Source organism: Salinicoccus luteus DSM 17002, from assembly GCF_000712035.1.
Lineage (GTDB): Bacteria > Bacillota > Bacilli > Staphylococcales > Salinicoccaceae > Salinicoccus > Salinicoccus luteus.
On the sequence record NZ_KL544008.1, the window covers coordinates 638,608 to 665,542 of the forward strand.

Annotated in this window: 28 protein-coding genes and 1 riboswitch; of the genes, 22 read left to right on the forward strand and 6 right to left on the reverse strand. The window is 48.8% G+C overall.

Annotated elements, in window-relative coordinates; translation table 11 throughout:
* Window positions 1–18 precede the first annotated feature (18 nt).
* From BO53_RS0113020 to BO53_RS0113090, 15 genes are all read left to right on the forward strand, one after another.
* On the forward strand, window positions 19–1,032 hold the full coding sequence (locus tag BO53_RS0113020; protein ID WP_037342232.1) for a hypothetical protein: 1,014 nt from the start codon (window positions 19–21) through the stop codon (window positions 1,030–1,032).
* Entirely contained in the window at window positions 1,019–1,663 is a 645-nt protein-coding gene (grpE, locus tag BO53_RS0113025) for a nucleotide exchange factor GrpE (protein WP_031549000.1), read from the forward strand. Before BO53_RS0113020 ends, grpE begins: the two co-directional genes overlap by 14 nt.
* 46 nt (window positions 1,664–1,709) lie before the next feature.
* Window positions 1,710–3,542 carry a molecular chaperone DnaK gene (gene dnaK, locus BO53_RS0113030; RefSeq protein WP_031549002.1) on the forward strand — a complete coding sequence of 611 codons (1,833 nt, stop codon included), beginning with the start codon at window positions 1,710–1,712 and terminating at the stop codon, window positions 3,540–3,542.
* A 94-nt stretch (window positions 3,543–3,636) separates the two neighbouring features.
* Window positions 3,637–4,761, forward strand: coding sequence for a molecular chaperone DnaJ (dnaJ, locus tag BO53_RS0113035; RefSeq protein WP_031549006.1), 1,125 nt, complete (start codon window positions 3,637–3,639; stop codon window positions 4,759–4,761).
* A 2-nt stretch (window positions 4,762–4,763) separates the two neighbouring features.
* Window positions 4,764–5,696 (forward strand): 50S ribosomal protein L11 methyltransferase, encoded by a 933-nt coding sequence (gene prmA / locus BO53_RS0113040; protein WP_031549010.1) that lies wholly within the window; start codon window positions 4,764–4,766, stop codon window positions 5,694–5,696.
* A 1-nt stretch (window position 5,697) separates the two neighbouring features.
* Window positions 5,698–6,426: an RsmE family RNA methyltransferase gene (locus tag BO53_RS0113045; protein ID WP_245608243.1), complete on the forward strand. Its 729-nt coding sequence runs from the start codon at window positions 5,698–5,700 to the stop codon at window positions 6,424–6,426.
* A gap of 86 nt (window positions 6,427–6,512) precedes the next feature.
* The gene (mtaB, locus tag BO53_RS0113050) at window positions 6,513–7,865 is read left to right on the forward strand and encodes a tRNA (N(6)-L-threonylcarbamoyladenosine(37)-C(2))-methylthiotransferase MtaB (protein ID WP_031549017.1); all 1,353 of its coding nucleotides are present in this window, start codon (window positions 6,513–6,515) and stop codon (window positions 7,863–7,865) included.
* A 74-nt stretch (window positions 7,866–7,939) separates the two neighbouring features.
* A complete protein-coding gene (deoC, locus tag BO53_RS0113055) occupies window positions 7,940–8,605 on the forward strand; it encodes a deoxyribose-phosphate aldolase (protein ID WP_031549020.1) in 666 nt (221 codons plus the stop codon).
* 101 nt (window positions 8,606–8,706) lie between these two features.
* Window positions 8,707–8,883 (forward strand): 30S ribosomal protein S21, encoded by a 177-nt coding sequence (gene rpsU / locus BO53_RS0113060; RefSeq protein WP_017548804.1) that lies wholly within the window; start codon window positions 8,707–8,709, stop codon window positions 8,881–8,883.
* Window positions 8,884–9,000: 117 nt separating this feature from the next.
* Window positions 9,001–9,684, forward strand: coding sequence for an NfeD family protein (locus BO53_RS0113065; protein ID WP_084185057.1), 684 nt, complete (start codon window positions 9,001–9,003; stop codon window positions 9,682–9,684).
* Between the two features lie 52 nt (window positions 9,685–9,736).
* Window positions 9,737–10,714, forward strand: a complete 978-nt coding sequence (gene floA, locus BO53_RS0113070) for a flotillin-like protein FloA (protein WP_031549028.1) — start codon at window positions 9,737–9,739, stop codon at window positions 10,712–10,714.
* Between the two features lie 11 nt (window positions 10,715–10,725).
* The gene (locus BO53_RS0113075; protein WP_031549031.1) at window positions 10,726–11,394 is read left to right on the forward strand and encodes a hypothetical protein; all 669 of its coding nucleotides are present in this window, start codon (window positions 10,726–10,728) and stop codon (window positions 11,392–11,394) included.
* 92 nt (window positions 11,395–11,486) lie between these two features.
* The gene (locus BO53_RS0113080) at window positions 11,487–12,254 is read left to right on the forward strand and encodes a DeoR/GlpR family DNA-binding transcription regulator (protein ID WP_228310353.1); all 768 of its coding nucleotides are present in this window, start codon (window positions 11,487–11,489) and stop codon (window positions 12,252–12,254) included.
* Complete coding sequence (pfkB, locus tag BO53_RS0113085; protein WP_031549038.1) at window positions 12,254–13,168, forward strand: 1-phosphofructokinase; 915 nt, start codon at window positions 12,254–12,256, stop codon at window positions 13,166–13,168. The genes BO53_RS0113080 and pfkB overlap by 1 nt, the downstream gene beginning before the upstream one ends.
* Window positions 13,168–15,039 carry a PTS fructose transporter subunit IIABC gene (locus BO53_RS0113090; protein WP_031549041.1) on the forward strand — a complete coding sequence of 624 codons (1,872 nt, stop codon included), beginning with the start codon at window positions 13,168–13,170 and terminating at the stop codon, window positions 15,037–15,039. Before pfkB ends, BO53_RS0113090 begins: the two co-directional genes overlap by 1 nt.
* A 68-nt stretch (window positions 15,040–15,107) precedes the next feature.
* Here BO53_RS0113090 and BO53_RS0113095 read toward each other — a convergent pair whose 3' ends face one another.
* A complete protein-coding gene (locus BO53_RS0113095) occupies window positions 15,108–15,293 on the reverse strand; it encodes a hypothetical protein (RefSeq protein ID WP_031549044.1) in 186 nt (61 codons plus the stop codon).
* A 196-nt stretch (window positions 15,294–15,489) separates the two neighbouring features.
* Between BO53_RS0113095 and BO53_RS0113100 the strand changes: the two genes are divergently transcribed.
* Together BO53_RS0113100 and BO53_RS0113105 are read left to right on the forward strand one after the other, a co-directional pair.
* Window positions 15,490–17,562, forward strand: coding sequence for a heavy metal translocating P-type ATPase (locus BO53_RS0113100; protein WP_031549047.1), 2,073 nt, complete (start codon window positions 15,490–15,492; stop codon window positions 17,560–17,562).
* A 154-nt stretch (window positions 17,563–17,716) separates the two neighbouring features.
* Window positions 17,717–18,748 carry a threonine aldolase family protein gene (locus BO53_RS0113105; protein ID WP_031549050.1) on the forward strand — a complete coding sequence of 344 codons (1,032 nt, stop codon included), beginning with the start codon at window positions 17,717–17,719 and terminating at the stop codon, window positions 18,746–18,748.
* Window positions 18,749–18,894: 146 nt separating this feature from the next.
* Here BO53_RS0113105 and BO53_RS0113110 read toward each other — a convergent pair whose 3' ends face one another.
* Complete coding sequence (locus tag BO53_RS0113110) at window positions 18,895–19,977, reverse strand: AI-2E family transporter (RefSeq protein ID WP_031549053.1); 1,083 nt, start codon at window positions 19,975–19,977, stop codon at window positions 18,895–18,897.
* 137 nt (window positions 19,978–20,114) lie between these two features.
* On the opposite strand from BO53_RS0113110, the gene BO53_RS0113115 reads away from it, so the two are divergent.
* The gene (locus BO53_RS0113115; RefSeq protein WP_031549057.1) at window positions 20,115–21,824 is read left to right on the forward strand and encodes an ABC-ATPase domain-containing protein; all 1,710 of its coding nucleotides are present in this window, start codon (window positions 20,115–20,117) and stop codon (window positions 21,822–21,824) included.
* 96 nt (window positions 21,825–21,920) lie between these two features.
* On the opposite strand, the gene BO53_RS0113120 is transcribed toward BO53_RS0113115, so the two are convergent.
* From BO53_RS0113120 to BO53_RS0113135, 4 genes are all read right to left on the reverse strand, one after another.
* Window positions 21,921–22,160, reverse strand: coding sequence for a hypothetical protein (locus BO53_RS0113120; protein ID WP_031549060.1), 240 nt, complete (start codon window positions 22,158–22,160; stop codon window positions 21,921–21,923).
* 110 nt (window positions 22,161–22,270) lie between these two features.
* On the reverse strand, window positions 22,271–22,420 hold the full coding sequence (locus BO53_RS13970) for an alcohol dehydrogenase (RefSeq protein WP_156956155.1): 150 nt from the start codon (window positions 22,418–22,420) through the stop codon (window positions 22,271–22,273).
* A 23-nt stretch (window positions 22,421–22,443) separates the two neighbouring features.
* Window positions 22,444–23,331, reverse strand: a complete 888-nt coding sequence (locus BO53_RS0113130) for a permease (RefSeq protein ID WP_031549063.1) — start codon at window positions 23,329–23,331, stop codon at window positions 22,444–22,446.
* Window positions 23,332–23,416: 85 nt separating this feature from the next.
* Complete coding sequence (locus tag BO53_RS0113135) at window positions 23,417–23,737, reverse strand: ArsR/SmtB family transcription factor (RefSeq protein WP_031549066.1); 321 nt, start codon at window positions 23,735–23,737, stop codon at window positions 23,417–23,419.
* Between the two features lie 142 nt (window positions 23,738–23,879).
* A riboswitch (TPP riboswitch) is annotated at window positions 23,880–23,979 on the forward strand.
* A 71-nt stretch (window positions 23,980–24,050) separates the two neighbouring features.
* Here BO53_RS0113135 and tenA point away from each other — a divergent pair.
* From tenA to thiE, 4 genes are read left to right on the forward strand one after another with little or no spacing between them, the layout of a single operon-like run.
* Window positions 24,051–24,734 carry a thiaminase II gene (tenA, locus tag BO53_RS0113140; protein WP_031549069.1) on the forward strand — a complete coding sequence of 228 codons (684 nt, stop codon included), beginning with the start codon at window positions 24,051–24,053 and terminating at the stop codon, window positions 24,732–24,734.
* On the forward strand, window positions 24,727–25,533 hold the full coding sequence (thiD, locus tag BO53_RS0113145; RefSeq protein ID WP_031549072.1) for a bifunctional hydroxymethylpyrimidine kinase/phosphomethylpyrimidine kinase: 807 nt from the start codon (window positions 24,727–24,729) through the stop codon (window positions 25,531–25,533). The genes tenA and thiD overlap by 8 nt, the downstream gene beginning before the upstream one ends.
* On the forward strand, window positions 25,526–26,311 hold the full coding sequence (gene thiM, locus BO53_RS0113150; RefSeq protein ID WP_031549074.1) for a hydroxyethylthiazole kinase: 786 nt from the start codon (window positions 25,526–25,528) through the stop codon (window positions 26,309–26,311). Before thiD ends, thiM begins: the two co-directional genes overlap by 8 nt.
* The gene (gene thiE / locus BO53_RS0113155; RefSeq protein ID WP_031549077.1) at window positions 26,308–26,934 is read left to right on the forward strand and encodes a thiamine phosphate synthase; all 627 of its coding nucleotides are present in this window, start codon (window positions 26,308–26,310) and stop codon (window positions 26,932–26,934) included. The genes thiM and thiE overlap by 4 nt, the downstream gene beginning before the upstream one ends.
* Window position 26,935 lies beyond the last annotated feature (1 nt).

Below are 26,935 nucleotides of genomic sequence, written 5' to 3' on the forward strand. Positions count from 1 at the left end.
TAGAGTGCTAATGAGGTGATGTCAATTTTAACCCAAAGACAGGAGATCATTCTTTTTTCAATAGTCGATGACTTTTTGAAGGTTATGATGCCGATCAGTTCCAAACATCTGATTGAAAAGTACAGACTTGACATCTCTTCGGCAACAGTAAGAAATGAAATGGCCAAGCTGGAAGCAGACGGCTTCCTTACCAAACCCCATACATCAGCGGGAAGGATTCCCTCGAGGAAGGCATTGCGCTTCTATATTAATATGCTCAATAAGCAGATCGGCGAATCCGAAGACCAGCTGAACTTCAACATCATCCCGGAAGCGGGCGGGGATATGGACAGGAACGAAATGAGCCGCTCCCTGGCCGATATGATCAGCAATACGACCCAGTATCTGACACAGGTTTCATTGGCCGAAGAGGATGAGATAGTCAAAGGTCTTTTTCTGACACCCATCACCACAAATACACTACTCCTTATCATCGTCCTTGAGTCGGGAACCATCAGAAAAATACCGGTTGAAATGGATGGAAATGTCACTGTTCCAGAGCTTGAGAAGCTTGGTAATGAAATGAACCTGCTCTCATATGGACAACCCGTGAGCAGCCTGCCGTCCATCATCCATGCGATGCGGGTCAGACGTCAGCTCGGCGCTCTCAAATCAAGCATCATCAACGCGGTCATTGACGGAATAGGCGAGCCGCAGCAGGTGGTCGGACATTCGGGCTTCAATCATCTGATCCACCAGATCAGCACGGATATCAGTACATTACAGCTGCTGTATGATGATATGGAATCGGATCAGTTGAATGATATCATCGATCTCAATACAATAGATGGGGTCGACGTATATTTCAGTGATGAGCTGAATCGGGATTATGATTCCATCTCGGTCATTGCGACTAATTTCAACGTCAATGGCATGAGTGGGAATCTTATGATAATTGGTCCTGAGATAATGGGGTACAAGGAAGTCATCCGGCTGATGTACTCCATACGGAACCAGGAAATAAAAAGGAGTGATCGCAGTGACGGAGAATAAAACCAAAGAAGAATTGAATCAGGAGCTTGAGGAGCAGGTTTCTGAAGAAGAGATGGAACATGAGGAAAACACTTCTGAAGAAGATATGAAAGCGGAGAAGGTTCAGGGCGAAGACCAATCATCCGAAGACGGAGTGGACATTGAAGCGGACGGAAACGAAGAAGATTCCGAACTGAAAGCGAAAGAGGAAGAGATTGAAGCATTGAAGCAACAGGTGGAAACAGAAGAGAACAAGTACCTGAAACTCTATGCGGAATTTGAAAACTTCAAGCGCAGGAACCGCCAGGAAATGGAAACTAACAACAAGTACAAGAACCAGGACATCGTCGAGGATTTGCTCCCGATCATAGACAACTTCGAACGTGCGCTCAAGATCGAAGGCGATTCCGAATCCTTCAATTCACTCCTCAAAGGTGTCGAGATGGTCTACAACGACCTCGTCAACACATTGATGAAAAATGATGTGAAGGAAATCGAGAGCGTCGGACAGGCATTTGATCCGAACTATCACCAGGCAGTGATGACGGAAGCTTCCGATGAAGAAGACGGAATCGTAATTGAGGAGTTCCAGAAGGGCTATATGCTGAAGGACAGGGTCATCCGTCCGAGCATGGTCAAAGTAAGCGAATAGCATCAAAATACCGAATGAAAATTTTCTATAATGGAGGAATTTTATTATGAGTAAAGTTATAGGCATAGACTTGGGAACAACCAACTCTGTTGTATCCGTATTGGAAGGCGGAGAACCTAAAGTCATCCAGAATGCAGAAGGCAACCGTACAACGCCTTCAGTCGTGTCATTCAAAGATGGAGAAAAACAGGTCGGTGAAGTGGCTAAGCGCCAGGCGATCACCAACCCTAATACAATCATGTCCATTAAAAGACACATGGGTACAGACCATAAAGAAAATATCGACGGTAAAGAATATACACCACAGGAAATTTCTGCAATGATCCTCCAAAATCTCAAGGAGACTGCAGAAAGCTACCTGGGCGAAAAAGTGGCCAAAGCAGTCGTTACAGTACCGGCCTACTTCAATGACTCCGAGCGCCAGGCGACAAAGGATGCCGGACGCATTGCCGGACTTGAAGTGGAGCGCATCATCAACGAACCGACTGCCGCGGCGCTTGCATACGGTCTCGACAAGCAGGAACAGGATGAAAAAGTACTTGTATTCGACCTCGGTGGCGGTACATTCGACGTCTCCATCCTTGAACTCGGCGACGGCGTATTTGAAGTACTATCCACAGCCGGTGACAACCGCCTTGGCGGGGATGACTTCGACAAGGTCATCATCGATCATCTCGTAGATTCATTCAAGAAGGAGAACGGCATCGACCTTTCCCAGGACAAGATGGCAATGCAGCGCCTGAAAGATGCTGCTGAAAAAGCGAAGAAAGACCTTTCCGGTGTATCTTCCACACAAATTTCACTGCCGTTCATTTCAGCAGGGGAAGCAGGACCACTGCACCTTGAAATGAACCTGACACGTGCAAAATTTGAAGAACTTTCCAACAGCCTTGTAGAGCGTACGATGGGACCTACACGCCAGGCGATCAAAGACGCCGGCATCGACAGGAACGAGATCGATCAGGTCATCCTCGTGGGTGGTTCTACACGTATCCCGGCTGTACAGGAAGCCATCAAGAAGGAAACCGGCAAAGAGCCGAACAAGAGTGTCAACCCGGACGAAGTTGTTGCAATGGGTGCAGCTATCCAGGGTGGCGTACTTTCCGGAGATGTACAGGACGTTGTTCTGCTTGACGTGACACCACTGTCACTCGGCATCGAAACGATGGGCGGTGTATCCACAGTCCTCATCGAGCGCAATACGACGATTCCAACAAGCAAGTCCCAAGTATTCTCCACAGCTTCCGACAACCAGCCGGCCGTGGATATCCATGTACTGCAAGGTGAGCGTCCAATGGCGGCAGACAACAAGACGCTTGGCCGTTTCCAGCTGACGGACATTCCACCGGCACCAAGAGGCGTGCCTCAAATTGAAGTGACATTCGACATCGACAAGAACGGTATCGTCAATGTTACAGCGAAGGACCAGGGTACGGGCAAAGAGCAGAAGATCACAATCGAATCCAGCTCCAACCTCTCTGATGACGACATCGACAGAATGGTTGAGGAAGCTGAAAAGAACGCAGAAGAAGACAAGAAACGCCGTGAAGAAGTGGATCTGAGAAACGAAGCGGATCAGCTTGTATTCACAACCGACAAAACAATTGAAGACCTTGGAGACAAAGTCGACGCTGAAGAGAAAGAAAAGGCGGAAAGTGCAAAAGAAGACCTCAAGAAAGCACTTGAAGGCTCCGATATGGATGAAATCAAATCCAAGAAGGAAGCACTTGAACAGATTGTCCAGGGCATGTCCATGAAACTTTATGAGCAGATGGCTCAGGAGCAGCAGGCCCAAGAAGGCGCAGAAGCTTCCCAGGAGTCCGGCGACGATGTCGTGGATGCAGACTTCAAAGAAGTGGACGAAGACGATAAGAAATAATTATGATATCAATTTCTGATTGATGAAAGTCAAAGCCAACAGCATTGGCTTTGACTTTTTTAAATGATATAGTATACAGGTTGGAGGCGATAAAATGGCGAAAAGAGATTATTATGAGGTGCTTGGAGTCGGCAAGGATGCATCAAAGGACGAAATAAAGAAGGCATACCGCAAGCTCTCGAAAAAGTACCATCCGGATATAAACCAGGAAGAAGGATCCGATGCTAAGTTCAAGGAAATATCGGAAGCCTATGAAGTGTTGAGTGATGAGGACAAACGGGCACAATACGACCGTTTCGGCCATGAAGGGATGAACCAGCAGTTCGGCGGCGGTGGCGGATTCAGCAGTGCCGGCGGATTCGGCGGCTTTGAGGACATATTCAGTTCATTCTTCGGCGGCGGTTCAAGAATGGATCCGAATGCACCGAGGAAAGGCGATGATCTTCAATATACGATGACCGTCAATTTTGAAGAGGCAGTATTCGGTGTCACAAAGACCATTACGATCAAAAAAGAAGTGAACTGTGATACATGTGATGGTACCGGTGCAAAGCCGGGCACATCCAAATCGACATGTAAAATGTGTTCCGGCGCAGGCCGTGTAGCTGTAGAGCAGAATACACCATTCGGCCGGATACAGACGGAACGCACATGTCCAACTTGTAACGGTTCAGGTGAAGAAATAGAGGATCCTTGCAACAACTGTAAAGGTGCAGGTACTGTCACAAAAGACGTGCATATTGAAGTTACTGTTCCTGAAGGTGTGGACAATGGCCAGCAGATCAGGCTCCAGGGTAAAGGTGACCCGGGAATCAATGGCGGCCCGGCGGGAGACCTCTATATCGTATTCCGTGTCAGGCCGGACTCCAGATTCACGAGGGATGGCGACGATATCCACTTCGAGCTGCCGATTTCATTCGCGCAGGCAGCCCTCGGTGATGAAGTGAAGGTGCCGACATTGAGCTCGGAAGTCGTGCTTACGATTCCGGCAGGCACCCAGTCCGGCAAGCGCTTCCGCCTCAAAGAGAAAGGCGTGAAGAACGTACATGGATACGGCTACGGTGACCAGTTCGTCACTGTGAAAGTCGTCACGCCGACCAAGCTTTCTGACCGGGAAGCGGACCTTTTCCGTCAGCTTGCAGAACAGGGCGGAGAAGACATTACCGAACAGAATGAAAATTTCTTCGATAAGACACGAAGATTCTTTAAGGGTGACTAGATATGAAATGGCATGAAGTATCCATCCATACGAAGGAAAGCAATGAAGAGGCGTTCTCCCTGTTCCTCAATTCAATATCTAAAGGCATATCCGTCGAGCATTCCCTGGATATCCTGAAGCAGAAGATTGACGACTTCGATGACAAATATCGGCTCAATCCGAAGGATTATCCGGAAAGCGACATCCGGATAATCGTCTACTTCGATGAAACGGCCGATATCGAAGGAAAGCTCGGTGAGATCCATGATTTCATCAGATCACAGCCCCTCGATGAGAAATCCTCCATCACTATTGACACCAAAGAGATCAACGAGGAGGACTGGGAAAACGAATGGAAGAAGTATTTCCACAGTTTCCGGGTTTCCGAGCAGTTTGTCATCGTGCCCTCATGGGAGCTCGAAGACTATGAATTTCAGGAGGATGACAAGCTGATCAAGCTTGATCCGGGCATGGCTTTCGGTACAGGAGACCACCCGACGACCAGCATGTGCCTCAAAATGATTGAAAATACGGTCAAATCGGAACACAAGATCATCGATGTCGGCACCGGGTCGGGCATTCTGACGATCGGTTCCCATCTTATGGGTGCAAGGAACCTTAAGGCGACGGATATCGACGAACTGTCCATAAAGGTTGCCCGGGAGAATTTCGAATTGAATGGCTGTGTAGAGGACATCGTGCTTGAAACAGGCGATCTTCTGAAGTCGGAATCCGAAAACTACGATATCATCATCGCGAACATCCTCGCCCATATCATCGATGATATGATCGACGATGCACACGCCCATCTGAATGCAGGCGGCAGCTTCATCGCGTCCGGCATCATCACTGAAGCACGGGATGATATCATTGCGCATATGAGGAATGTCGGATTCTCCATTGAGGAAGTGCTTGAAGAAAATGGATGGGTCAGTATTCTGGCCAGGAAAGTGTGAGATGATGCAGCGATACTTTACCGATGAAACATTGACTGTTGATGAAGTGTTCGCAGCATCGGCCGGGGATACGCATCATATGAAGAACGTGATGCGCTTCAGGCCGGAGGACACCTTCCATATGGTGGATGGAGACCAGCATACTTTTCTATGTGAAGTCATTTCAGTGGAGGAAACGGTGGAATGCCGTGTCTTGGAGGCGGTGGAAGAATCACCGGAACTCCCTGTACATGTCTTCCTCTATTGCCCGCTCCTGAAAGGTGAAAAATTCGACTGGATGATCCAGAAGGCGACGGAGCTTGGTGCGCATGCGTTCCGCATCTATGATGCGGACAGGAGCATCGTCAAGCTTGATGACAAGAAGCGCGGGAAGCGGCTAGAGAGATATGGAAAGATCATCAGGGAGGCAAGTGAACAGAGCAGAAGGCAGCATATCCCGGATATCTCCTTCGTCCCGGCGGTAAAACAGTTATCATTCGAGGAATTCGACCATGTGCTGTTTGCCTTTGAAGGCAATGCATCAAATCCTGCTGCCGCTCTCCACGAAGCGCTCCAGTCTCTTCGAGAGGGCGACCACATCGCTTTCATATTCGGTCCTGAAGGCGGCTTCACCGAATCGGAAACAGAAGAGCTGTCCAGCCACAACTCCATACGTCTTGGACCCAGGATACTCCGTGCCGAAACAGCCCCCCTGTATGCGTTATCGGCCATCAGCGCCAAGCTCGAATAGCCTGCCTCACATTGAAGAAAGAGGCGGGCTATGCTATTATATGGGGCAGATGAACCACAAATCCACTGAAGAAAGATCTGATTTTTATGAGCGAAAAAACAATCGCATTCCATACATTAGGCTGTAAAGTGAACCATTATGAGACAGAAGCGATGTGGCAGCTCTTCAAGGGCGAAGGCTACGACCGCGTCGACTTCACTCAGAATGCGGATGTATTCGTCATCAACACATGCACAGTGACGAATACGGGCGACAAGAAGAGCAGGCAGGTCATCAGACGTGCCATCCGCAACAATCCGGACGCCGTCGTCTGCGTTACGGGCTGCTATGCCCAGACGGCACCGAAGGATATAATGAATATCCCCGGTGTTGACATCATCATCGGCACCGAAGACCGCGACAAACTGATTGATTATGTGAACCAGTATCATGAGGAGCGCCAACCAATCAACGGCGTGAAGAACATCATGAAGAAGCGTACATACGAAGAGATGGATGTGCCTTATTTCACAGACCGTACCCGCGCAACATTGAAGATCCAGGAAGGCTGCAACAACTTCTGCACCTTCTGCATCATCCCTTGGGCCAGAGGGCTCATGCGTTCCCGGGACCCTGAAAAGGTCGTGGAACAGGCGCAGCAGCTCGTGGATCAGGGTTATAAGGAGATTGTCCTTACAGGCATCCATACCGGTGGATACGGAGAGGACCTCAAGGACTACAACCTTGCACAACTGCTTCGTGACCTAGAACAAGTCGATGGACTGAACCGCCTGCGCATCTCCAGTATCGAGGCGAGTCAGCTGACGGACGAAGTAATCGATGTCATCAATGATTCCAACAAGATTGTCCGCCACCTCCATATACCGATCCAGTCCGGAAGTGATACCGTACTTAAGCGCATGCGCAGAAAATACACGATGGAATTCTTCGAATCCCGCATCATCAAGCTGAAGGAAATCATGCCGAACGTCGCGATCACAAGCGATGTCATCGTCGGTTTCCCGGGTGAGACGGAAGAGGAGTTCATGGAAACATTCGACTTCATCAAAAAGCACCACTTCTCAGAACTGCACGTCTTCCCATATTCCATCAGGACGGGTACACCGGCAGCACGGATGACCGATCAGGTGGATGAGGGGACGAAAAATGAGCGGGTTCATCGTCTGATTGAACTGTCAAACGAACTTGCAACTTCATATGCAGAACAGTTCAAGGACAACGTACTCGAAATCATCCCTGAAGAGGAGAAGGACGGCAAACTCATCGGCCACTCCGACAACTACCTCAAGGTGGAGGTCGAAGGAGACCCTTCACTGACCGGGGAGCTTGTCAAAGTGAAGATCACCGAACCGGGCTACCCAGTGAGCAGGGGTGAGGTCGTCAAGGTACTTGAGAAGCCGATGGTCAAAGCCTATGCCTATCTCGAACGCACTATCTGATGTATGAATGGTCCAACTAGTATATAATGGAACAGGACCGAACAACCGATCCCAACAACTAATGGAGTGATACTATGGAACTATCGAAATATATCGATCATACACTGCTTAAACCGGCAGCAACCCAGGACCAGATCTTCGAGCTGTGCCAGGAAGCAATGGAATACAATTTCTGCAGCGTGTGCATCAACCCGACATGGGTTTCAACATGCAAAGATCTGCTTAAGGAGAGCGATGTCAAAGTATGTACCGTCATCGGCTTTCCGCTTGGAGCGACGACATCTGAGGTCAAGGCCTTTGAAACGATGAATGCCATCCAGAATGGTGCCGACGAAGTCGATATGGTCATCAATATCGGTGCATTAAAATCCGGCAATGAAGACCTTGTCTACAATGACATCAAAGCTGTCTGCGATGCAGCCGGACAGGAAGTGATCGTCAAGGTCATTATAGAAACTGCACTGCTCGACAGCGACGAAATCGTCAAAGCGTGTGAACTGAGCAAAAAATGCGGAGCAGACTTCGTCAAGACTTCCACCGGTTTCAATGGGGAAGGTGCCAAAGCGGAGGATGTCGCCCTGATGCGCATGACGGTCGGAGAAGATATGGGTGTCAAGGCAAGCGGCGGTGTACGTTCATTCGAAGACGCCAGAATCATGATTGAAAGCGGTGCAACACGAATCGGTGCATCAAGCGGGAAAGAGATCGTCAGCGGCGGCACAAGTGAGAGCAGTTATTGAATTAGCAGTTGACCCGCTTTTTACAATATATTATAATGTGTGAGTACATAGTAATAGCTATGTAAAAGTAAGGTTTTTGTTATCCGGAGGGAGGGAAGACGATGTCTAAAACAGTAGTTAAAAAGAACGAACCTATTGAAGACGCGCTGCGTCGTTTCAAACGCACAGTTTCTAAAAGCGGTACGATCCAGGAAGCTCGTAAGAGAGAATTCTACGAAAAGCCTAGCGTAAAGCGTAAGAAGAAATCTGAAGCTGCCCGTAAGCGTAAATTCAAATAGTTCGACTCCCTCTGATAATCACGATATAGAGACAGCACACTGTGCTGTCTTTTTTTGTGCAATCAATTTAATAATATAGCGGTTTCATGTATAATGAAGTTAATGGAGGGGATTACAATGGCTCTAGTTCAGGCATTTTTGATAGGGAATATTCTGACTGCCTTCAGAGATGTAGTCACGATGCCATTGGTTGCCTTTATTTTATTAGCGATATTCTTCCTGGGGCTGATTTATCAGCTCTTTTCCGAAAGAGTCAGTATCATCGGTATACTTTCAATACTCTCCATCATCGTCTACTATGCAGGACATCTTCTCATCGGTGAATATAACGGAATCGTGCTTGCCCTTTTCATCATCGGTACCCTCTTCATAATTGTGGGACTTTTCATGACTGGGAGTTTCCTCGCCCTGACAGGCGGGATCATAATAATAATAAGTATGGTTCTGGTGAGCGGCAGTGCGCTTCTGTTCAGCTTTTACATTCTCGTCATCATTTTTCTAGCTATAATCGAGTGGGTGATATTTGTGAAAAAGAAAAAGAGTAAGCTGCCATTCCTCAATCGTCTGATTCTGAGGGATGCGACAGATGCAGAATCGGGTTATACATCATTCGATGACAGATCCTATCTGCTCGGCGAGACAGCCAAGACCGTCACACCGCTCCGGCCCTCGGGCACGATAAGATATGGGGACGAGCGGATCGACGCCGTGGCGGAAGGCGGCTATATCGCCGGGGATGTTGAAGTTAAAGTGATACATGTTGAAGGAACCAGGGTTGTAGTACGTCCACTGGAAGAATAATTTAAAAGGAGCGTTTTACATGAATCTAATGTTTATCACCGGTTCAAGTCTGATGATAATATTCCTTATTGTCATCGCATTCATCGTCATTTCCTTCCTCCTATCCTTTGTACCGATCGGTCTATGGATTTCAGCCATTGCCGCCGGTGTGAATGTGGGAATCTTCTCCCTTGTCGGGATGAGATTGAGAAGGGTCAAGCCGAAGCGTGTAATTGAACCAATGATCAAGGCGCATAAGGCTGGACTAAAAGTCACTACAAACCAGCTCGAGTCCCACTTCCTGGCAGGTGGTAATGTAGACCGTGTCGTTGATGCACTGATCGCGGCGCAGCGTGCAGACATAAATCTGACTTTCGAAAGATGTGCGGCAATCGACCTTGCTGGTCGTGACGTACTTGAAGCCGTACAGATGAGCGTCAATCCGAAAGTCATCGAGACGCCTTTCATTGCCGGTGTTGCGATGGATGGTATCGAAGTGAAGGCGAAAGCACGTATTACAGTGCGTGCGAATATTGAGCGTCTCGTCGGTGGTGCCGGTGAAGATACGATTGTCGCCCGTGTCGGCGAAGGCATCGTATCAACAATCGGTTCTTCCAACAAACATACTGCAGTACTCGAGAATCCGGACAGCATTTCCCAGACCGTCCTTTCAAAAGGCCTCGATTCCGGTACAGCATTTGAAATCCTGTCCATAGATATCGCGGATGTGGACATCGGCAAGAACATCGGTGCCGATCTCCAGACTGAACAGGCTGTGGCAGATAAGAATATTGCACAGGCAAAAGCCGAAGAACGTCGTGCAATGGCCGTAGCACAAGAACAGGAAATGAAAGCACGTGTTCAAGAGATGAGGGCGAAAGTTGTAGAAGCCGAGTCCGAAGTGCCTCTTGCATTTGCCCAGGCACTCAAAAGTGGAAATATCGGCGTAAGCGACTACTACAACCTTAAAAACGTCGAAGCGGATACGAACATGAGGGATTCAATCAACAAGATGACTGATCCGACACGCGATACCCAAGACGATGAATAGGCTGTGATAATATGGAAATACTCCCTCTGCTTATCTTCATAGGCGGCATCATCTACACGGCGATTGCCAGCCAGAAGGATAAAGGCAAGAAAGAAGAGCGGAATATTGATCCGAGCAAGATGGACCGTCCAACCGGTTCAGCTGCTCCCAGAAGAAGACAATCAAGCTCTGACAATCAGTCAAAAGGACTTTTTGATGATATGGTCGGAGAGATAGAACGTCGCTTTTCCGGTGAAACAGATCAGACTCCAAAAAGTTCGAGACAGCCTGCACAGGAAGCCAGTCCATCAAGACCTGCATCCCAACGTGCAGAACGTCAATCGAATCAGCGTCCTATGACCGAGCGGTCATTTGGAAGAAGTCTTGAAGAGAAGGCCAAAGAAACGAATGTAGGCAAAAGGGTGGCGGACCCCTATATGCAGAAATCGAGAGAAGTACCACAGGGTCACGATTGGGCCGACAGAGCCCGTGAAGAAGTGAAAAACCGTCGGCAAGATCGTGGACAAAGGGATGAGATTGAAACAAGTGCGGTGGGAGAACGCCCCCGCAGGCAACAGAAGTCCGCGGAACCGAAACAGAAGCCGAAAGTGCAAAAGGAATCCCTTTCCTTTGGTCGCAAGGATATCGTAAATGGTGTCATCTTTTCAGAAATCATCGGAAAACCGAGATCCAGAAGATAACGTCAGCATATGCTGGCGTTTCTTTTTTTGCCCTTTTTGATTGTTTATGAACGATTATGATTGACTATGATTATAAAATGGAGTATATTTTAATGGAAGAAGGTGATGAAATGCTGACCAATCAAAGATACGAGAAAATAATGGACTATTTGAATGCTAATACGATGGCTTCAGTCAATGAGCTTGTAGAAATAACTTCAAGCAGTGCGCCTACTATTCGTAGGGATCTGACGTATCTTGAAGAAAAGGGGATGCTTGAGCGCATCCATGGCGGGGCTACAATAAGTCAAATTGAAAGGGAAGAAGATTATGGGGAAAAATCTGTAAGAAATCTTTCCAAAAAAATCAAAATCGCTCAAAAAGCAGCAAGTATGATTGAAGAGGGCGACATCATCTTCATAGATGCCGGCACGACGACATATGAGATGGTGCCATTCATCTCTCAGCAGAATCTTACAATTGTAACCAATGGTATCACATTGATTGAGCAGCTGGTACGCAATGGTCATCAGGTCCATGTACTTGGGGGCAGGATCAAACCGGTCACCAAAGCAGTTGTTGGACCTGAAGTGATCGACAAGATCAGCAGGCTGTCGTTTGACAAGTGTTTCATCGGGGCAAATGCTGCGGATGTGATGCATGGCCTTTCCACTCCCGAAGAGGAGGAGGCGTATATCAAGAGTCGTGCAATCCGCCAGTCCAGGAATGCATATGCACTGGTAGACAGCACAAAATTCAATCGTACGGCTTTCATCAGATTTGCCGACATAGAGGATGCATCCATCATCACCGACGATGTGCAGCATCCTTTTGTGGAAAAGATAAAATCACGCACTGAAATTTATGGGGGTGAAAAATAATGATCTATACAGTCACATTCAATCCTTCGGTGGATTATATTGTCCGCCTGGATGCGCTTGAAATTGGCGCTTTGAACCGGACCAGCGACACTGCAAAATATGCCGGAGGTAAAGGAATTAATGTTTCCAGGATTCTGAATGCCCTTGAAGTGCCGTCGACCGCACTCGGTTTTGTCGGTGGGTTCACAGGAACTTTCATAGAGGAGACGCTTCAAAGTCAGGGCATCCATCATGACTTCATCAAAGTTATGGGGGACACGCGCATAAATATTAAATTGAAAACTGGTGAAGAGACGGAAATCAATGCTGCAGGGCCACTGATAGATACTTCCGATATCGATAGGCTGAAAGACCAGCTATCAAAACTCACCACAGAAGACCATGTCGTATTTGCAGGAAGTGTTCCCTCGGGACACGACAACTTGTACGAAAAACTGGCACAGCTTCTTGACAGTAAAGGAATAGAGTTCACCATCGATGCCGAAGGCGACAAGCTGACATCGACACTCAAATACAGGCCATATCTGATAAAACCGAACCTGTTTGAACTTGAAGGCATCACCGGCAAGAAGCCGTCGACCAAAGCTGAGATGATCGAGGCGGCAACGGGACTGCTCGATCTTGGAGCAAAGAATATTCTGCTCACCCTCGGCAGCGATGGTGCGCTATTCATCAATCCGGAGCATAGGTACTATGTCCCGTCGCCGGAAGGAACGTTGAAGAATTCGGTCGGCGCCGGGGATTCTACTGTTGCCGGTTTCATCAGCAGAAAAGGGCATCCCATCACGGAACAGCTCAGATATGCCATAGCATGCGGCAGCGCCACGGCGTTCAGTGATGATCTTGCCACACGTGGGGACATAGAAGCACTGCTTGACCAGATAGAAATCCAGACGATAGAAGAGGTGAAATGATGAGAATTACAGAACTTTTGACTAAAGACACTATCAATATGAACGTCCGTGCATCAGAAAAGGATGCTGTCATCACGGAACTGGTGGAAGGGCTGCATGAAGCAGGAAAGATTTCCGAAAAGGATAAGTTCCAGGAAGCCATCCATAGACGGGAGTCACAAAGTACGACGGGCGTGGGTGATGGCATCGCAATACCCCATGCGCAGACTGCGGAAGTGCTTGAGCCGGCGATCATGTTCGGGCGCAGCCAGGAAGGCATCGACTATGCTTCCATGGACGGTCAGCCGGCATATCTGTTCTTTATGATCGCCGCGCCCGAGGGTCAGGCGACTACGCACCTGGATGCGCTGGCGAAACTGTCCACCATACTGATGAATGACGATGCAAGAAACCAGCTGATGAATGCTTCCACAAAAGATGAAGTCATCGAAACGATCGATGCTTTCGACGACTCCGAGCCGACGGAGGATGCTGTTTCGGAACCATCCGACCGTCCGTTCATCTTGGGTGTCACAGCTTGTCCAACAGGAATAGCGCACACCTACATGGCAGCTGATGCACTGAAGAAAAAGGCAGGGGAAATGGGTTACGACATCAAGGTCGAAACGAACGGGTCTGCAGGCGTGAAAAATGAACTTACTGATGAGGATATCGCCCGTGCTACAGGCATCATCGTCGCAGCAGATACAAATGTCCAGATGGGACGCTTTGATGGCAAGAATGTCGTCGAAGCCCCTGTGGCAGATGGAATCAAGCGACCTGATGAATTGATCAGCCAAGCTCTCGACACATCGAGGGCACCATACCGTGCAGAACAGTCCAAAAAGCAGATGGAAGGAGAGAAGGGTGCCAAAGGCAAACCTTCCATCTATAAGCATCTGATGAACGGGGTCTCCAACATGCTGCCGTTCGTTGTTGCCGGAGGTATACTGATTGCAATCAGCTTCATGTTCGGCATCCACTCCGCCGATCCGGAACACGCACAGTACAATCCACTTGCAGAGATGATCAACTTCATCGGCAGCAATGCATTCCAACTGATGATTCCGATTCTCGCCGGTTTCATCGCAATGAGTATCGCGGACAGGCCTGGCCTTGCTCCCGGTATGATTGGAGGACTCATGGCATCGACAATGGGTTCAGGCTTCCTCGGTGGTCTGATTGCAGGTTTTCTCGCTGGCTATCTCATGGTCGGAATCAAGAAGCTGCTTGAAGGGCTGCCACAGGTGCTCGATGGACTGAAACCTGTATTGCTCTATCCGTTGATTGGTGTATTCCTGACAGGTATCATCATGTACTACATTGTAGATCCTCCAGCTACGGCACTCAATGACTGGATGAATACGACGCTAAGCAATATGAGCGGCAGCAACATCATTCTCCTCGGTGCGATTGTTGGCGGCATGATGGCTATAGATATGGGTGGCCCAATCAACAAGGCGGCCTATGCTTTTGGTATCGCAGCACTGTCTGCGAACAACCCTGAACCGATCACCGCAGCAATGATTGGCGGCATGGTTCCGCCACTTGCGATTGCGGTCGCAACAATGGTATTCAGAAACAGGTTTACACAGGTGGAAAGATCGTCCGGTCCAACCAATCTGATCATGGGCGCCTCCTTCATCACTGAAGGTGCCATCCCGTTTGCAGCCGCCGATCCGCTTCGAGTCATTCCGTCTATGGTCGTTGGCTCTGCAACAGCAGGTGCCCTTGCCATGGCATTCGCAACGACGATCAATGCACCGCATGGCGGGCTGTTCGTTGCACTGACGATCGGAGAAGGCAGACTCATGTTCCTGCTTTCACTTCTCATAGGTACACTCATTGGTGCAGTAATGCTTGGACTGTTGAAAAAACCGATTAGACAATAAAATAAAGAAGTCCCGCATGAAAATATTTTCATGCGGGACTTCTTTTTTAATTCAATATCCTATCATCTTCAAGTGGTGAACAGTCTGACGATCAAGCCCAGAAGTGCTACAACAGAAACTGCCCCGAGGCCTGCAAGTGCGATAATCTGCAATACACTCGCCGTATTGTTGACCGCAATATTATATGCTCCACTAGCTAAGACGATAAGTGCTACAGCAATCAATATATACAGTATTGTGCTGCTGCTTCTCATATTAAAACCCCTTATAGGAATAGAAATCGTTGCTCTTGATTGTCATTCCATTCTAACATATGGTTCCTTTCCCTGAAAAATTCATATGTTGTGTTCATTCAAATGATTTTATGCCCGCCTGATAAGCATTAGGTTTGTTTAATTATACCCTATAGGGGTATAATTCGGGTGAAATGATATATTAGGGAGTGATAGGATGAACCACACTAAAAATGGACAGCATAATCATCATGGAGACGATCATCACCATGACCACGAAAAGCATCACGGGCCCCACCCCAGGGATTACAGCAACCATGGCCATGCGGGTCATGACCACCATGGGGACATGGTGACGGAGTTCCGCAATAAGTTTTTCATCATATTGATATTCACCATACCAATCATGCTGCTGTCACCGATGATTCAGAACTTCATGGGAGTGGACTGGCGTTTTACAGGTGATATCTATATTTTGGCTACATTGTCCACCTTCGTCTACTTCTATGGGGGATGGCCATTCATCAAGGGTGCATCCGGTGAACTGAAGGATGGGGAACCCGGAATGATGACCCTGATTGCCATGGCCATATCCATCGCCTTCTTCTATAGCATTGCCGTCGTATTTGGTTTTGATGGGGAACAGATTTTTTGGGAACTGGCGACACTGGTACTCATTATGCTTCTTGGCCACTGGATTGAGATGCGTTCCATCAACAATGCATCCAAAGCATTGGAGTCCCTGGCCTCCCTGATGCCGGACACGGCAAACCGCATTTCCGAAGATGGGTCTACAAAAGAGGTACGGGTGGAGGAAATCAAGGCAGGGGACCATGTGATGGTGAAGCCGGGAGAAAAGATGCCCTTGGATGGAAAGATCATCAAAGGGAAATCCCAGGTCGATGAATCGATGCTGACCGGCGAATCCGTTCCTGTAGTCAAATCCGCAGGTGATGAAGTGATCGGTGGTTCAATCAACAGGGAAGGCTCCCTTACTGTAGAAATAGAGAAGCTCATGGACGAGTCCTACTTGAATCAGGTCATCGAAATGGTGAAGGAATCCCAGAAGACCAAATCCAGGACACAGGACATCACCAACCAGGCAGCGAAGTGGCTTTTCTATATCGCATTGGCAGCAGGCATCATCACCTTCATCGTCTGGGTGGCTATCGGTTCGACTGTGGATACGGCCATTCAGAGGATGGTGACAGTCATGGTCATCACATGTCCACATGCACTGGGGTTGGCGGCGCCACTCGTCATTTCGGTTTCCACCGCCTTGTCTGCCAAGCATGGGCTGCTGATACGCAAGCGTCCACAGTTCGAGCGGGCACGCAATATAGACGCTGTGATATTCGATAAAACGGGCACTTTGACTGAAGGAACATTCGGCGTCACAGATATCGAAACCTTCAGCGACATGGATGAAAATACAGTTCTGTCCTATGCGGCAACAGTGGAGAATGATTCGGAGCACCCGATTGCGACGGGCATACTGGATGAAGCTTCTGAGAGAAATCTGGAACTTCTTGAACTGTCCAATTTCAATTCCATTTCAGGCGTCGGAATAGAAGGGACAGTCGATGGCAGAGATGTCAAGGTCGTCAGTCCCGGCTACGTCGCTGAACAGAATATCGACTTTGACGATGCCCGGCTCAATGAATGGTCCGGACAGGGCAAGACCGTTGTCTTCCTCATGGTCGATGAAAGACTCTCAGGTGCGGTCGCACTTGCAGACAAAATCAAGGAAAGTGCAAAAGAGACGGTGGCCGAGCTGCACAAGCGCAATATCAGAGCCATCATGTTGACCGGCGATAATCGAAAAGTGGCAGACTATGTGGCCGAACAGATCGGAATTGATGAAGTATATGCTGAAGTCCTGCCCAACCAGAAAGCGGAAAAAGTGGCAGAGATCCAGAAACGGGGACTTGTTGTAGCGATGACCGGGGACGGAATCAATGATGCTCCCGCATTGACCCGGGCGGACGTCGGCATTGCTGTCGGGGCTGGGACCGACATCGCCATGGACAGTGCAGACATCGTCCTCGTCGACAGCAATCCAAAGGATATACTTGCGATATTCAGCCTGTCGAAGCGGACATACAATAAACTGATCCAAAATCTGATCTGGGCGACCGGCTACAACATCTTCGCGATTCCCTTGGCAGCAGGCATACTCGCCCCCTGGGGCATCATCCTCAGTCCTGCCGTGGGGGCAATCCTGATGAGTCTGAGCACCATCATAGTCGCCATCAATGCACAGCTTCTGCACCGTTTCGAAGTCGAATGATTCATGTGAAGGAGGGCTTACGTGCTCTCCATTTCTGTAGGGGATAAAAATCAGAATCCATGTAATTGACGCCTATGCCACCAGAACACTATTATAAAGGTAAAGGGTTCTTTGGAGTTGATAAGGTCCAAAACATGGGGAAAGAGGGATAGGCATGATCCGATTCGACAATGACTATACAGAGGGCGCACACCCAAGAATTATTGAGAAACTCGTAGATACAAATGGAGAACAGCTTCCGGGGTATGGTAGGGACCACTACTCGGATGAGGCGAAGGCGCTGATCAGCAGCATATGCGATCATGATGTCGATGTCCATTTCATGGTCGGGGGCACACAGGCGAACCTGACCATCATCTCATCAGCACTCCGGACGCATCAGGGCGTCATTGCCCCGGATTCCGGACATATCGCAGCTGATGAAACCGGCGCGATAGAGGCAACAGGCCACAAAGTGCTGATCATTGAAAACGAAAGTGGAAAGATCAGTGCAGAACAGGTCAAAGATTTCGTAGAGGGACATTGGAACAGTCCCATCCGGGAGCATATGTCCCAGCCGAAGATGATCTGCATCTCCCAGCCGACCGAGTCCGGCACCATGTATTCGAAGCGGGAACTGGAGGGGATTCGAAAGGTTTGTGATGATCATAATCTCCATCTCATGATTGACGGTGCGAGGCTCGGATATGCACTCGCTTCCAAAGAGAACGACATCACCCTGGCCGATCTGGCCAGGATGTGTGACGTCTTCTACATCGGCGGTACGAAAGTGGGGGCACTGTTCGGGGAGGCAGTCGTAATATCGAACCGCACCCTCAAAGAGGATTTCCGCTATATCATCAAGCAGAAGGGCGGGATGCTGGCGAAGGGGAGGCTGCTTGGCCTCCAGTTCAAAGTGCTATTCGAAGACGGTCTGTATTTCGATATATCCCGACATGCCCTGAAAATGGCAAAGCGCCTGCAGGAAGGTTTTGAAAATAAGGGGATCAAAATGCATTATCCATCGCCGACCAATCAGCTGTTTCCTGTTTTGACTACAGGACAGATCGACAAGTTGAACCAAAAGTATGCTTTCCAGCCCTGGGAAGACCTGGATGCGGACAGGAAAGTGATTCGCTTCTGTACAAGCTGGTCGACCGACGAAAATGATGTTGAAGCATTGATTGAAGATATCGGTAAGCTATGAATAATGCCCATCCACTGGATGGGCATTACTTACATATTCGCCTGCTCGACGGGTGACGGTTCACCTTCTGTGAATTCCAGATTAAGGAAGGGAGTAGGGCCAATTCCAATCAGCTGGAGTGTCGATGCGCCTTTCAATCTTTTCTGTCAGTAGAGTTCTTCTCTTGCCTTCCTTGTGATTTCCTCCCGTTTTTCATAGATGTTCGTCACAATCGTTTTCAGCACAGCGTAGAAAGGTACTGCGAGTATGATGCCCCAAATGCCGGCAATGTTTCCTGCAGCGAGTATTATTGTGATGACTGTCAGGGGATGGACATTCAGCGCGTTGCCCATGACATTCGGAGTTATCAGGTTCCCTTCAATCTGCTGGGCGACAATCATGATGATGGCCACATACAAAGCCATGATCGGATCCTGCACCAGAGCGACTATCAGTGCCGGTATCACCGCGAGATAGGGGCCGAGAAATGGAATTACATTTGTTGCAACACCAATAAGAGCTAGGAGAAAGGCATAGTCAAGGCCAATGATCAAGTAACCGATCAGCAGCATGGTACCGACAGACAGGCTGACAAACAGCTGTCCGACGATATAGGCCTTCAAAGTTTCGTCCACCTCATGCAAAGTTTTGTGGATCCAGCTGCGCCTCTCCCCGGAAAAGAAATGAGCGACAAACGGTGCAAACTTCTGGTGGTCAATCAGGATGTAGACCAGGAAAAAAGGAACGAGAATAAGTGTAAGCACTCCAGATACCAGCCCCGACAGGAAGGATACAATCCACGAACCGACATTGGAAGCCCAGTCGGAAAATTGTCCGGCTATGCTGTTTGCCTGTTCCTGGACAGAATCTGGGAGGTGTTCACGCTGACCCAGGAGAGATCTTACATATTCTTCTGCACTTCTGATGATTCCAGGAGCATTATTCACAAAAGAATTGATCTGACTGGCAACAATGGGTGCAATCAGGATGTAGAACAGCCATATAAGTGCGCCCAGCAGAATAAAAATATGCAGGATGGCCACCCATTTGGGGAATCCCTTTTCCTGCAGGAAATACAACACGGGTCTTGTCAGATAAAAAAGTACGCCGCCAAGCAGCAGGGGTAGGAAGATGGTTTGTGCGACTACAAAAATTGGAGAAAATATTCCTTGAACTTCCATGAACAAACGAATGATTAGTAATAGGAAAATAATCGCAACCGCTGTCCGGAACCAGACTTTATGTGTCATTCAAACACTCCTTTCTCCTATACTTCATACCCGGATGACTGCATCATATTTCATAATGGCTGTACTTCATCCAGACGAGTTGCTAGAATCGGGAGTGAGTGTACAGAATGAAACACATGAGCTAAAGGAGAATTTGAATGAAGGATGCTAGGCAGTTTGATCAATTGCTGAGAAGCCTGGATGGGCAGAAATATGGTGCATACAAGCGCCTGAAGGGAACATACCGTTTTGATGGGTTCAGGCTGGCTGTGGACAACATCCAGTCCGATCCCTATGCACCGCCATCCAAAATGCGGATCATCATGGATTTGGACACAGCGGGTATTCCTGATGAACTGATGGACGCCAAAAATAAAGCCATCGCAGTATCCGACTTTTTGACGCGTACGTTCGCAGAGCAGATACAGTCCAACAAAAATGCCTCAAAGGGCAAGAGCAGCATCCAGATTGACAGATGCGGCCAGGAAATTCTGGAGCGCACTTCCGTGATGATTGGAGAAAAGGAGCTGGAAGTGCGTTTTGAAGTTGGGATGCCTGCAGCAGGCAGAAAGATTCTCGGAAAGGCGGCTGCACACATCTTCATGGACATACTTCCGAAGATGGCCGAGCAGGCCCTGCTGTATCGCAACCTGGATCAGAAGGCGCTCAAGGAACAGGTGACCCTCATGGTCGATCAGGCATATGTGCAGGAGGAATTGGCACGCAGGAACCTGGTCGCTTTTGTGGCGAATGATTCCATCCTCCCCCGAAAAAGCGGCGTCTCCGACAGGCCGATGGAGGGTGCCGTCCCATTTGTAAGCCCGGAGCGGTTTAAGATTGAAATTTCTCTGCCGAGCGGCCGAAAAGTGACCGGGATGGGTATCCCCGAAGGGATCACTCTGATCGTCGGCGGCGGGTATCACGGGAAGTCGACCCTGCTCCAAGCTCTGGAGCGCGGGGTCTATCATCACATTCCAGGGGATGGCCGGGAGATGGTCATCACCCGGCCGGACGCGGTGAAGATCCGTGCCGAGGACGGACGCAATATCGAGAAGGTGAACATCAGCACCTTCATCAACAACCTGCCGGCCAAAAAGGACACGAGACAGTTCTCAACCGAAAATGCCAGCGGGAGCACCTCACAGGCGGCAAATGTGATGGAGGCGCTGGAATATGAATCGTCCCTTCTGCTGATTGATGAAGATACCTCTGCCACGAATTTCATGATACGGGATGCAAGGATGCAGAAGCTGATTGCACCGGACAAGGAGCCCATCACACCGTTCTCCAGCAAAGTGAAGCCGCTGTATGATGACAGGGGCGTCTCCACCATCCTGATTGTCGGTGGTTCCGGCGACTATTTTGAAGCGGCCGACCAGGTGCTCATGATGGATGAATACAGGCTGAAGGATGTCACGGAGGCCGCCAAGGACATCGCGGATACGGAAGGGTACAGGCGGGAAACGACCTCTGACAGTCGATTCGGCGAAGTGTCTGACAGAATCCCTTTGAAAGCTGGATTTTCCAAATCCGGGAAGGATGCACGGCTGAAGCCAAAAGGCAGAACCAGCATCCTGTACGGCCGCGAGCCGATCGACATGTCGGGCCTGGAGCAGCTCGTCGATGCCAGTCAAACGAACTGTATCGCCGTCATGCTGGATTATTTCAGGAATGAAATACTGGATGACAGACGTACGCTGTCCGAAGCGGCCGACCTCATCTATGCCCATATCGAAGAAAACGGCCTCGACTCCATTTCACCCTATACGGGTCATCCGGGAAATCTCGCGCTGCCCAGAAAGCAGGAATTCTGTGCCGCTATCAACCGTTACCGGGGTTTGAAAGTGAAAGGCAGAACAGAAAAATAGGACAAGAAAACAGCAGCTCCCAAATGGGAACTGCTGTTTTGGATTGTTGGAGCGTTCATTCAAAGTCCGCGTGTTCCAGTAGGATGCAGATTGGATCTATCTGTACTGGTTGAACTGGTTATCTCCCTTTTCCTGAAAGACCTGATCTTCCGCATCATCGACCTTCCCTTGGGTTTCATCCTGTTTTGACTGTACTTTGGATTTCTCATCCTTGAAATCCTTCTGTTTGGCCTGGGCTTTTTCTTTCATCTGTTCCTTTTGGCTTTTGCCTTCTTCAGCTTTCTGCTCTGCTTGTTCCCTCATCTGTTCCTGCTGGTCTTTATTTTCCTCTGTCATTGTCATACACTCCTTTGCATTTTGATATAAGTGATATAATTTGTTTTACCTTCTCAGCCCTGCAGTTAAACAATGTAATGTACAGGCATCGACTGGTTTCGATTTGAATGTCATTTTTCAGCACTCTTTTGACTGCGTTGTGTTTCCGAAGGCTTACCTTCATTTTCCATCTTCCCGTGCTGCCTTTTTTCTTCGATTTCCAATAAACAGCATCCTTTTTCTTTGGGGCTGATTTTCTTAAACAGATTCTTCATGTCCATCTTTTCCACCTCCTTCGGCTGTATTAGAGCAATGCATTAAATATGAGTCCTGTACTTATCGCTGCCAATAGGATTACCGAGATGAAGGCCACCAGAAATCTCCTGCTGAAAAGTTTCGACAGGAGGACCACTTCCGGAATGCTTGCGCCGGCACCACCGATGATCAGGGCAATGACGGTTCCAAGGGACATGCCTTTGGCTATGAGGGCATCTGCGATGGGAAGCATCGTTTCAGCACGGATATACATCGGAATGCCCACCACTGAAGCGAGGGAGACGGAAAGAATGCCGTCTCCCCCCGCATATCCTGCGATGAATGATTCAGGCACAAATCCATATATGAAAGCACCGATGAATACACCGATGAACAAGTACGGCAGCATCGGGAAGAGAAATCCCCATGCATCCTCCATCGCCTGTTTCACTTTTGAATTTTCTTCCATCGGCTCCTGTTCTTGCTTTACTTTTATTCCGACCTCCCTATAGGTCTTTGCCAGATCCAACCTTGAAAAAATGGCGCCTGCAAAAACACTGAAAACACCAAGAACTATAAAGTAGACGAGTGCGACTTCCCATCCCAACAGTATCCATAATGTAAACATCATCACCGGGTTCATCAATGGGGAAGCGATCAGGAAACTCATCGAAGGGCCGAATGGTGCCTTTGAGTTCAACAGGCCTGCCAGAATGGGAATGGTCGAGCAGGAACAGAAGGGGGTGGCCGCACCAAAAAGTGTACCGAGCATATAACCGACTGTTTTGTTGGGATGGTTCAGAACCTTCATTATCTTCTCTTCCGATACTATCTGCTGGAGGAGGCTGACGAGGAAACTGATGATGATGAACAGGACGATTAGAGTGGTGGAGAGCTGGAAGAACGTCCGCAGGAATTCGGTAATGGAATCAGTCATCATCTTGGCTCCTTATCATTATATTCATCAAAAATATTTGATATATAAATCAATAAAATTTGATTTATAGTGTAGAAAGAGGCCATCACAGGATGGTTGAGCAGACTTCTTCTGACACTATGCGCTGAAGGTGTGATTCATTGACTTTGTAGTAGTTCCAGGTTCCATGCTTTTCGGTCGAAAGGATGTCCGCATCCACAAGCTTCTTCAGATGATAGGAGATCTTCGACTGCTTCAGATCCAGTATTTCCTCCAGATCACACACACAGAGCTGCCTATTGGTACTTTTGCTTATTTCGCTGATTATTTTCAATCGTATCCTGTCCGCAAGTGCATTGAACATTTGTTCATAGAATTCGAGGTTTTTTTCACTGGCCGTACCCTCTTTGCTGTTCATAAGCTGCATAATTAGCACCACCCCTATTAAATCAAAATTATTTGATATATTCAGTGTATATCTTCTCTTTTTAAAATGCAAGATATTGAAATTTTCGATTATTGTTTGACATGGCAATGAATCTTCCTTATTATTGGAGTCAATCGAATAGCAACACCACTAGGGGTGCTTTTTTGCTGAGACAGCCGTTTGGCTGATCCCTTGGACCTGATCTGGATAATACCAGCGTAGGAAAGTGGGTTGGTCCGGCATATCCTGCCTCCATACTGAACCCGTTCCCTACGCTGGAAACGGGTTTTTATATTGGAAAAGGAGAGATCATATGCTGACTGAAGAGTTGAAGAATGAGGCGGAACCAATCATCGAAGCAATCTATAATGACACTTTCATCCAGGGGCTGATACATGGAAACATCGATGCGGCTGCAGTCATCCATTATTTGAGGGCGGATTCACTTTACCTGGAGGAGTTTGCGAACCTCTATGCCATGCTGATTGCAAAATCCGACTCGAAGGATACTGTGAAATACCTTCTGGGACAGATGGAATTCCTGCTTGAAGGTGAAAGCGAAGCACATGAAGTACTGGCGCAGGCGGTCGATATACCCTATGAGGATATCATCCGGGACGGGGAGTGGTACCCATCCGCCGACCACTACATCAAGCATATGTACTTCAATGCATTCACAAGAGAGAATATCGCATTCACTTTGAGTGCGATGGCACCCTGTCCATATGTCTACAGAAGGATTGCCGAGAAGGTGATGGCACGTCATACGTTTGAAGCGGACCATCCTTATCGCGGCTGGTTTGAATTCTACTCAAGGGACATGGACGATACACTCGATGTGATGCTGACGATAATCGATAATGAAGCGGAAAGAATGCCGGATGAAGATATCGGGCAGCTAAAGAGGAATTTCATCGAAAGTACGGAACATGAAAGGCGCTTCTTCAATATGGCGGCGACGAAAGAGCGCTGGATGGAGGTGGATGTCCATGCATAGGATGCCAATTGCACTGACGGTGGCAGGGACGGACCCAACCGGTGGCGCAGGGGTGCTTGCAGACAGCAAGGCATTCCATTCGAGAGGCGTATACGGCATGGCGGCGGTGACTTCGCTGACTGCCCAGAATACGATGGGCGTGCAGGATGTGTTCAATGTTCCTGCAGAATTTCTGGAAAAGCAGCTCGAGAGCATATTCAGTGATGAAGTACCCCACGCGATGAAGACTGGAATGGTCGCGACTGTCGATATGATGGTGGTGGTTGCGAATATGGTGGAGGATCACAACATTCCCTTCGTCATCGATCCGGTCATGATCGCCACCAGTGGAGATGCCCTGATAGAGGAGGAGTCGATCGCGTTCCTCAGGAATACGCTGCTCCCTGCCGCACTTACCGTCACGCCGAACATCCACGAGGCAGAGAAGATTACAGGACATAAAATCGAACAGGAAGCGGACATCAGAAAGGCCGCCCGGATATTCCTTGATGAACTCGGGGTGCACAGTGTGACGATAAAGGGCGGACATCTGGAAGGGGATGCGGTGGATTATCTTTTTACGCATGACGACACAGTCATTCTGAGTGAACCGCGTATAGAAACCAGCCACACACATGGCACAGGGTGCACGTTTTCTGCTGTAATGACGGCAGAACTCGCGAAAGGAAAGACGCTTGAAGAGAGTTTCCGTCTGGCAAAAAGATACATTACATCCGCCATTCGAAACAGTCCGGGCATCGGCAAGGGCAACGGTCCGGTCAACCACTTCAGTTTCAGGGAGGAACAGGTTCATGAATAGATTGGAAAAAATGAGGAATGAAAATCCTCTGGTTGTCTGCATCACCAATGACGTGGTTAAAAACTTTACGGCAAATGGCATGCTGGCCATCGGCGCCTCTCCGATAATGAGCGGTGAAATCACGGAGTCAGAGGATCTGATGGAGGCGGCGTCAGCGTTATTGATCAACATCGGCACGGCGGACCGCGCAAAAGTGCATCTGATGGATGAAATGATGGAAGCGGCAGAGGAGAATGGTGTGCCCATCGTTTTCGACCCGGTCGGTTTCGGTGCATCGCGTTTCAGGGTGGATATCACGGAAGATCTGCTTGCCCGCCACAAAGTGGCACTCATCAAGGGCAACGCGGGAGAGATGCTGGCACTATCCGGGTCAGAAAGCCGGATGAAAGGTGTGGATTCCGTCGAATCGGCAAATACGACAGAAATCGCGGAGGCTGTCCACCGGAGATATGGCGTCCCGGCACTGGTCACTGGAGAGAAGGATGCACTGGCAACGGAGCACGGGGTGACAACGATGGCCAATGGACATGGTCTGCAGGGCAGGATTACAGGATCCGGATGTCTGCTTGGCGCCATTATTGCTGCATTCATCGGGACTGCGGATACTTTCGGCCGAGAGGCGGTTGTGGATGCTGTGAGCTACTACAATCTATGTGCTGAAGCGGCTGCAGGCAAATGTGCCATGCCGGCACCAGGCACATTCATAGCCGGCCTCATCGATGAACTGTATCTGAATGATGATACTCTGCTGGAAGACAGTATGGTGGGTGGCGTATGATGGACCGCGAACTGCTCAGGCTCTATTTCATCTGTGGCAGTGAGGATGCGAAAGGGGATGCGGTTGAGACCATACGCGAAGCACTGGAAGGCGGAGTAACCATGTTCCAGCTCAGGGAGAAGGGAATACATCCACTTGAGGGAGAAGCACTGGTTCAGTTCGCTTCTGAAATAAAGAAATTATGCAGAGAGTATGGTGTGCCGTTCATCGTTAATGATGATTGGAAATTGGCTGAAGCGGTGGATGCAGATGGCATCCATCTCGGTCAGGATGACATGGCAGTAGCCGACCTCCCTGAATATTTCGATGATAAGATTATCGGTCTGTCTGTAAGGGACGCAGCGGAACTCGAAGTGAGCAGTCTTGAGAATGTCGACTACATCGGTACAGGACCGGTGTTCAGCACACCTTCGAAGGCAGATGCAGGGACAGCAATCGGTGTCGAGGGTCTGGTCGAAATGAGGCGGATGATCGGTGATATGCCGATGGTCGCAATTGGAGGCATCGACCTGACCAACTATAAATCGTGTATGGATAGTGGCGCCGATGGCATCTCACTCATCTCCGCAATTGCCTGGGCAGAAGATATAAAGGGTGTCATTTCCGAATTTCTCGATGGATAAT

What these genes read in the sequence shown, in the direction of transcription:
- BO53_RS0113020 (WP_037342232.1), top strand. Translation starts at nt 19, where the DNA reads ATGTCAATTTTAACCCAAAGACAGGAGATCATTCTTTTTTCAATAGTC.
- dnaK (WP_031549002.1), top strand. Translation starts at nt 1,710, where the DNA reads ATGAGTAAAGTTATAGGCATAGACTTGGGAACAACCAACTCTGTTGTA.
- dnaJ (WP_031549006.1), top strand. Translation starts at nt 3,637, where the DNA reads ATGGCGAAAAGAGATTATTATGAGGTGCTTGGAGTCGGCAAGGATGCA.
- prmA (WP_031549010.1), top strand. Translation starts at nt 4,764, where the DNA reads ATGAAATGGCATGAAGTATCCATCCATACGAAGGAAAGCAATGAAGAG.
- BO53_RS0113045 (WP_245608243.1), top strand. Translation starts at nt 5,698, where the DNA reads ATGATGCAGCGATACTTTACCGATGAAACATTGACTGTTGATGAAGTG.
- mtaB (WP_031549017.1), top strand. Translation starts at nt 6,513, where the DNA reads ATGAGCGAAAAAACAATCGCATTCCATACATTAGGCTGTAAAGTGAAC.
- deoC (WP_031549020.1), top strand. Translation starts at nt 7,940, where the DNA reads ATGGAACTATCGAAATATATCGATCATACACTGCTTAAACCGGCAGCA.
- rpsU (WP_017548804.1), top strand. Translation starts at nt 8,707, where the DNA reads ATGTCTAAAACAGTAGTTAAAAAGAACGAACCTATTGAAGACGCGCTG.
- BO53_RS0113065 (WP_084185057.1), top strand. Translation starts at nt 9,001, where the DNA reads ATGGCTCTAGTTCAGGCATTTTTGATAGGGAATATTCTGACTGCCTTC.
- floA (WP_031549028.1), top strand. Translation starts at nt 9,737, where the DNA reads ATGATAATATTCCTTATTGTCATCGCATTCATCGTCATTTCCTTCCTC.
- BO53_RS0113075 (WP_031549031.1), top strand. Translation starts at nt 10,726, where the DNA reads ATGGAAATACTCCCTCTGCTTATCTTCATAGGCGGCATCATCTACACG.
- BO53_RS0113080 (WP_228310353.1), top strand. Translation starts at nt 11,487, where the DNA reads ATGGAAGAAGGTGATGAAATGCTGACCAATCAAAGATACGAGAAAATA.
- pfkB (WP_031549038.1), top strand. Translation starts at nt 12,254, where the DNA reads ATGATCTATACAGTCACATTCAATCCTTCGGTGGATTATATTGTCCGC.
- BO53_RS0113090 (WP_031549041.1), top strand. Translation starts at nt 13,168, where the DNA reads ATGAGAATTACAGAACTTTTGACTAAAGACACTATCAATATGAACGTC.
- BO53_RS0113095 (WP_031549044.1), bottom strand. Translation starts at nt 15,293, where the DNA reads ATGAGAAGCAGCAGCACAATACTGTATATATTGATTGCTGTAGCACTT.
- BO53_RS0113100 (WP_031549047.1), top strand. Translation starts at nt 15,490, where the DNA reads ATGAACCACACTAAAAATGGACAGCATAATCATCATGGAGACGATCAT.
- BO53_RS0113105 (WP_031549050.1), top strand. Translation starts at nt 17,717, where the DNA reads ATGATCCGATTCGACAATGACTATACAGAGGGCGCACACCCAAGAATT.
- BO53_RS0113110 (WP_031549053.1), bottom strand. Translation starts at nt 19,977, where the DNA reads ATGACACATAAAGTCTGGTTCCGGACAGCGGTTGCGATTATTTTCCTA.
- BO53_RS0113115 (WP_031549057.1), top strand. Translation starts at nt 20,115, where the DNA reads ATGAAGGATGCTAGGCAGTTTGATCAATTGCTGAGAAGCCTGGATGGG.
- BO53_RS0113120 (WP_031549060.1), bottom strand. Translation starts at nt 22,160, where the DNA reads ATGACAGAGGAAAATAAAGACCAGCAGGAACAGATGAGGGAACAAGCA.
- BO53_RS13970 (WP_156956155.1), bottom strand. Translation starts at nt 22,420, where the DNA reads ATGGACATGAAGAATCTGTTTAAGAAAATCAGCCCCAAAGAAAAAGGA.
- BO53_RS0113130 (WP_031549063.1), bottom strand. Translation starts at nt 23,331, where the DNA reads ATGACTGATTCCATTACCGAATTCCTGCGGACGTTCTTCCAGCTCTCC.
- BO53_RS0113135 (WP_031549066.1), bottom strand. Translation starts at nt 23,737, where the DNA reads ATGCAGCTTATGAACAGCAAAGAGGGTACGGCCAGTGAAAAAAACCTC.
- tenA (WP_031549069.1), top strand. Translation starts at nt 24,051, where the DNA reads ATGCTGACTGAAGAGTTGAAGAATGAGGCGGAACCAATCATCGAAGCA.
- thiD (WP_031549072.1), top strand. Translation starts at nt 24,727, where the DNA reads ATGCATAGGATGCCAATTGCACTGACGGTGGCAGGGACGGACCCAACC.
- thiM (WP_031549074.1), top strand. Translation starts at nt 25,526, where the DNA reads ATGAATAGATTGGAAAAAATGAGGAATGAAAATCCTCTGGTTGTCTGC.
- thiE (WP_031549077.1), top strand. Translation starts at nt 26,308, where the DNA reads ATGATGGACCGCGAACTGCTCAGGCTCTATTTCATCTGTGGCAGTGAG.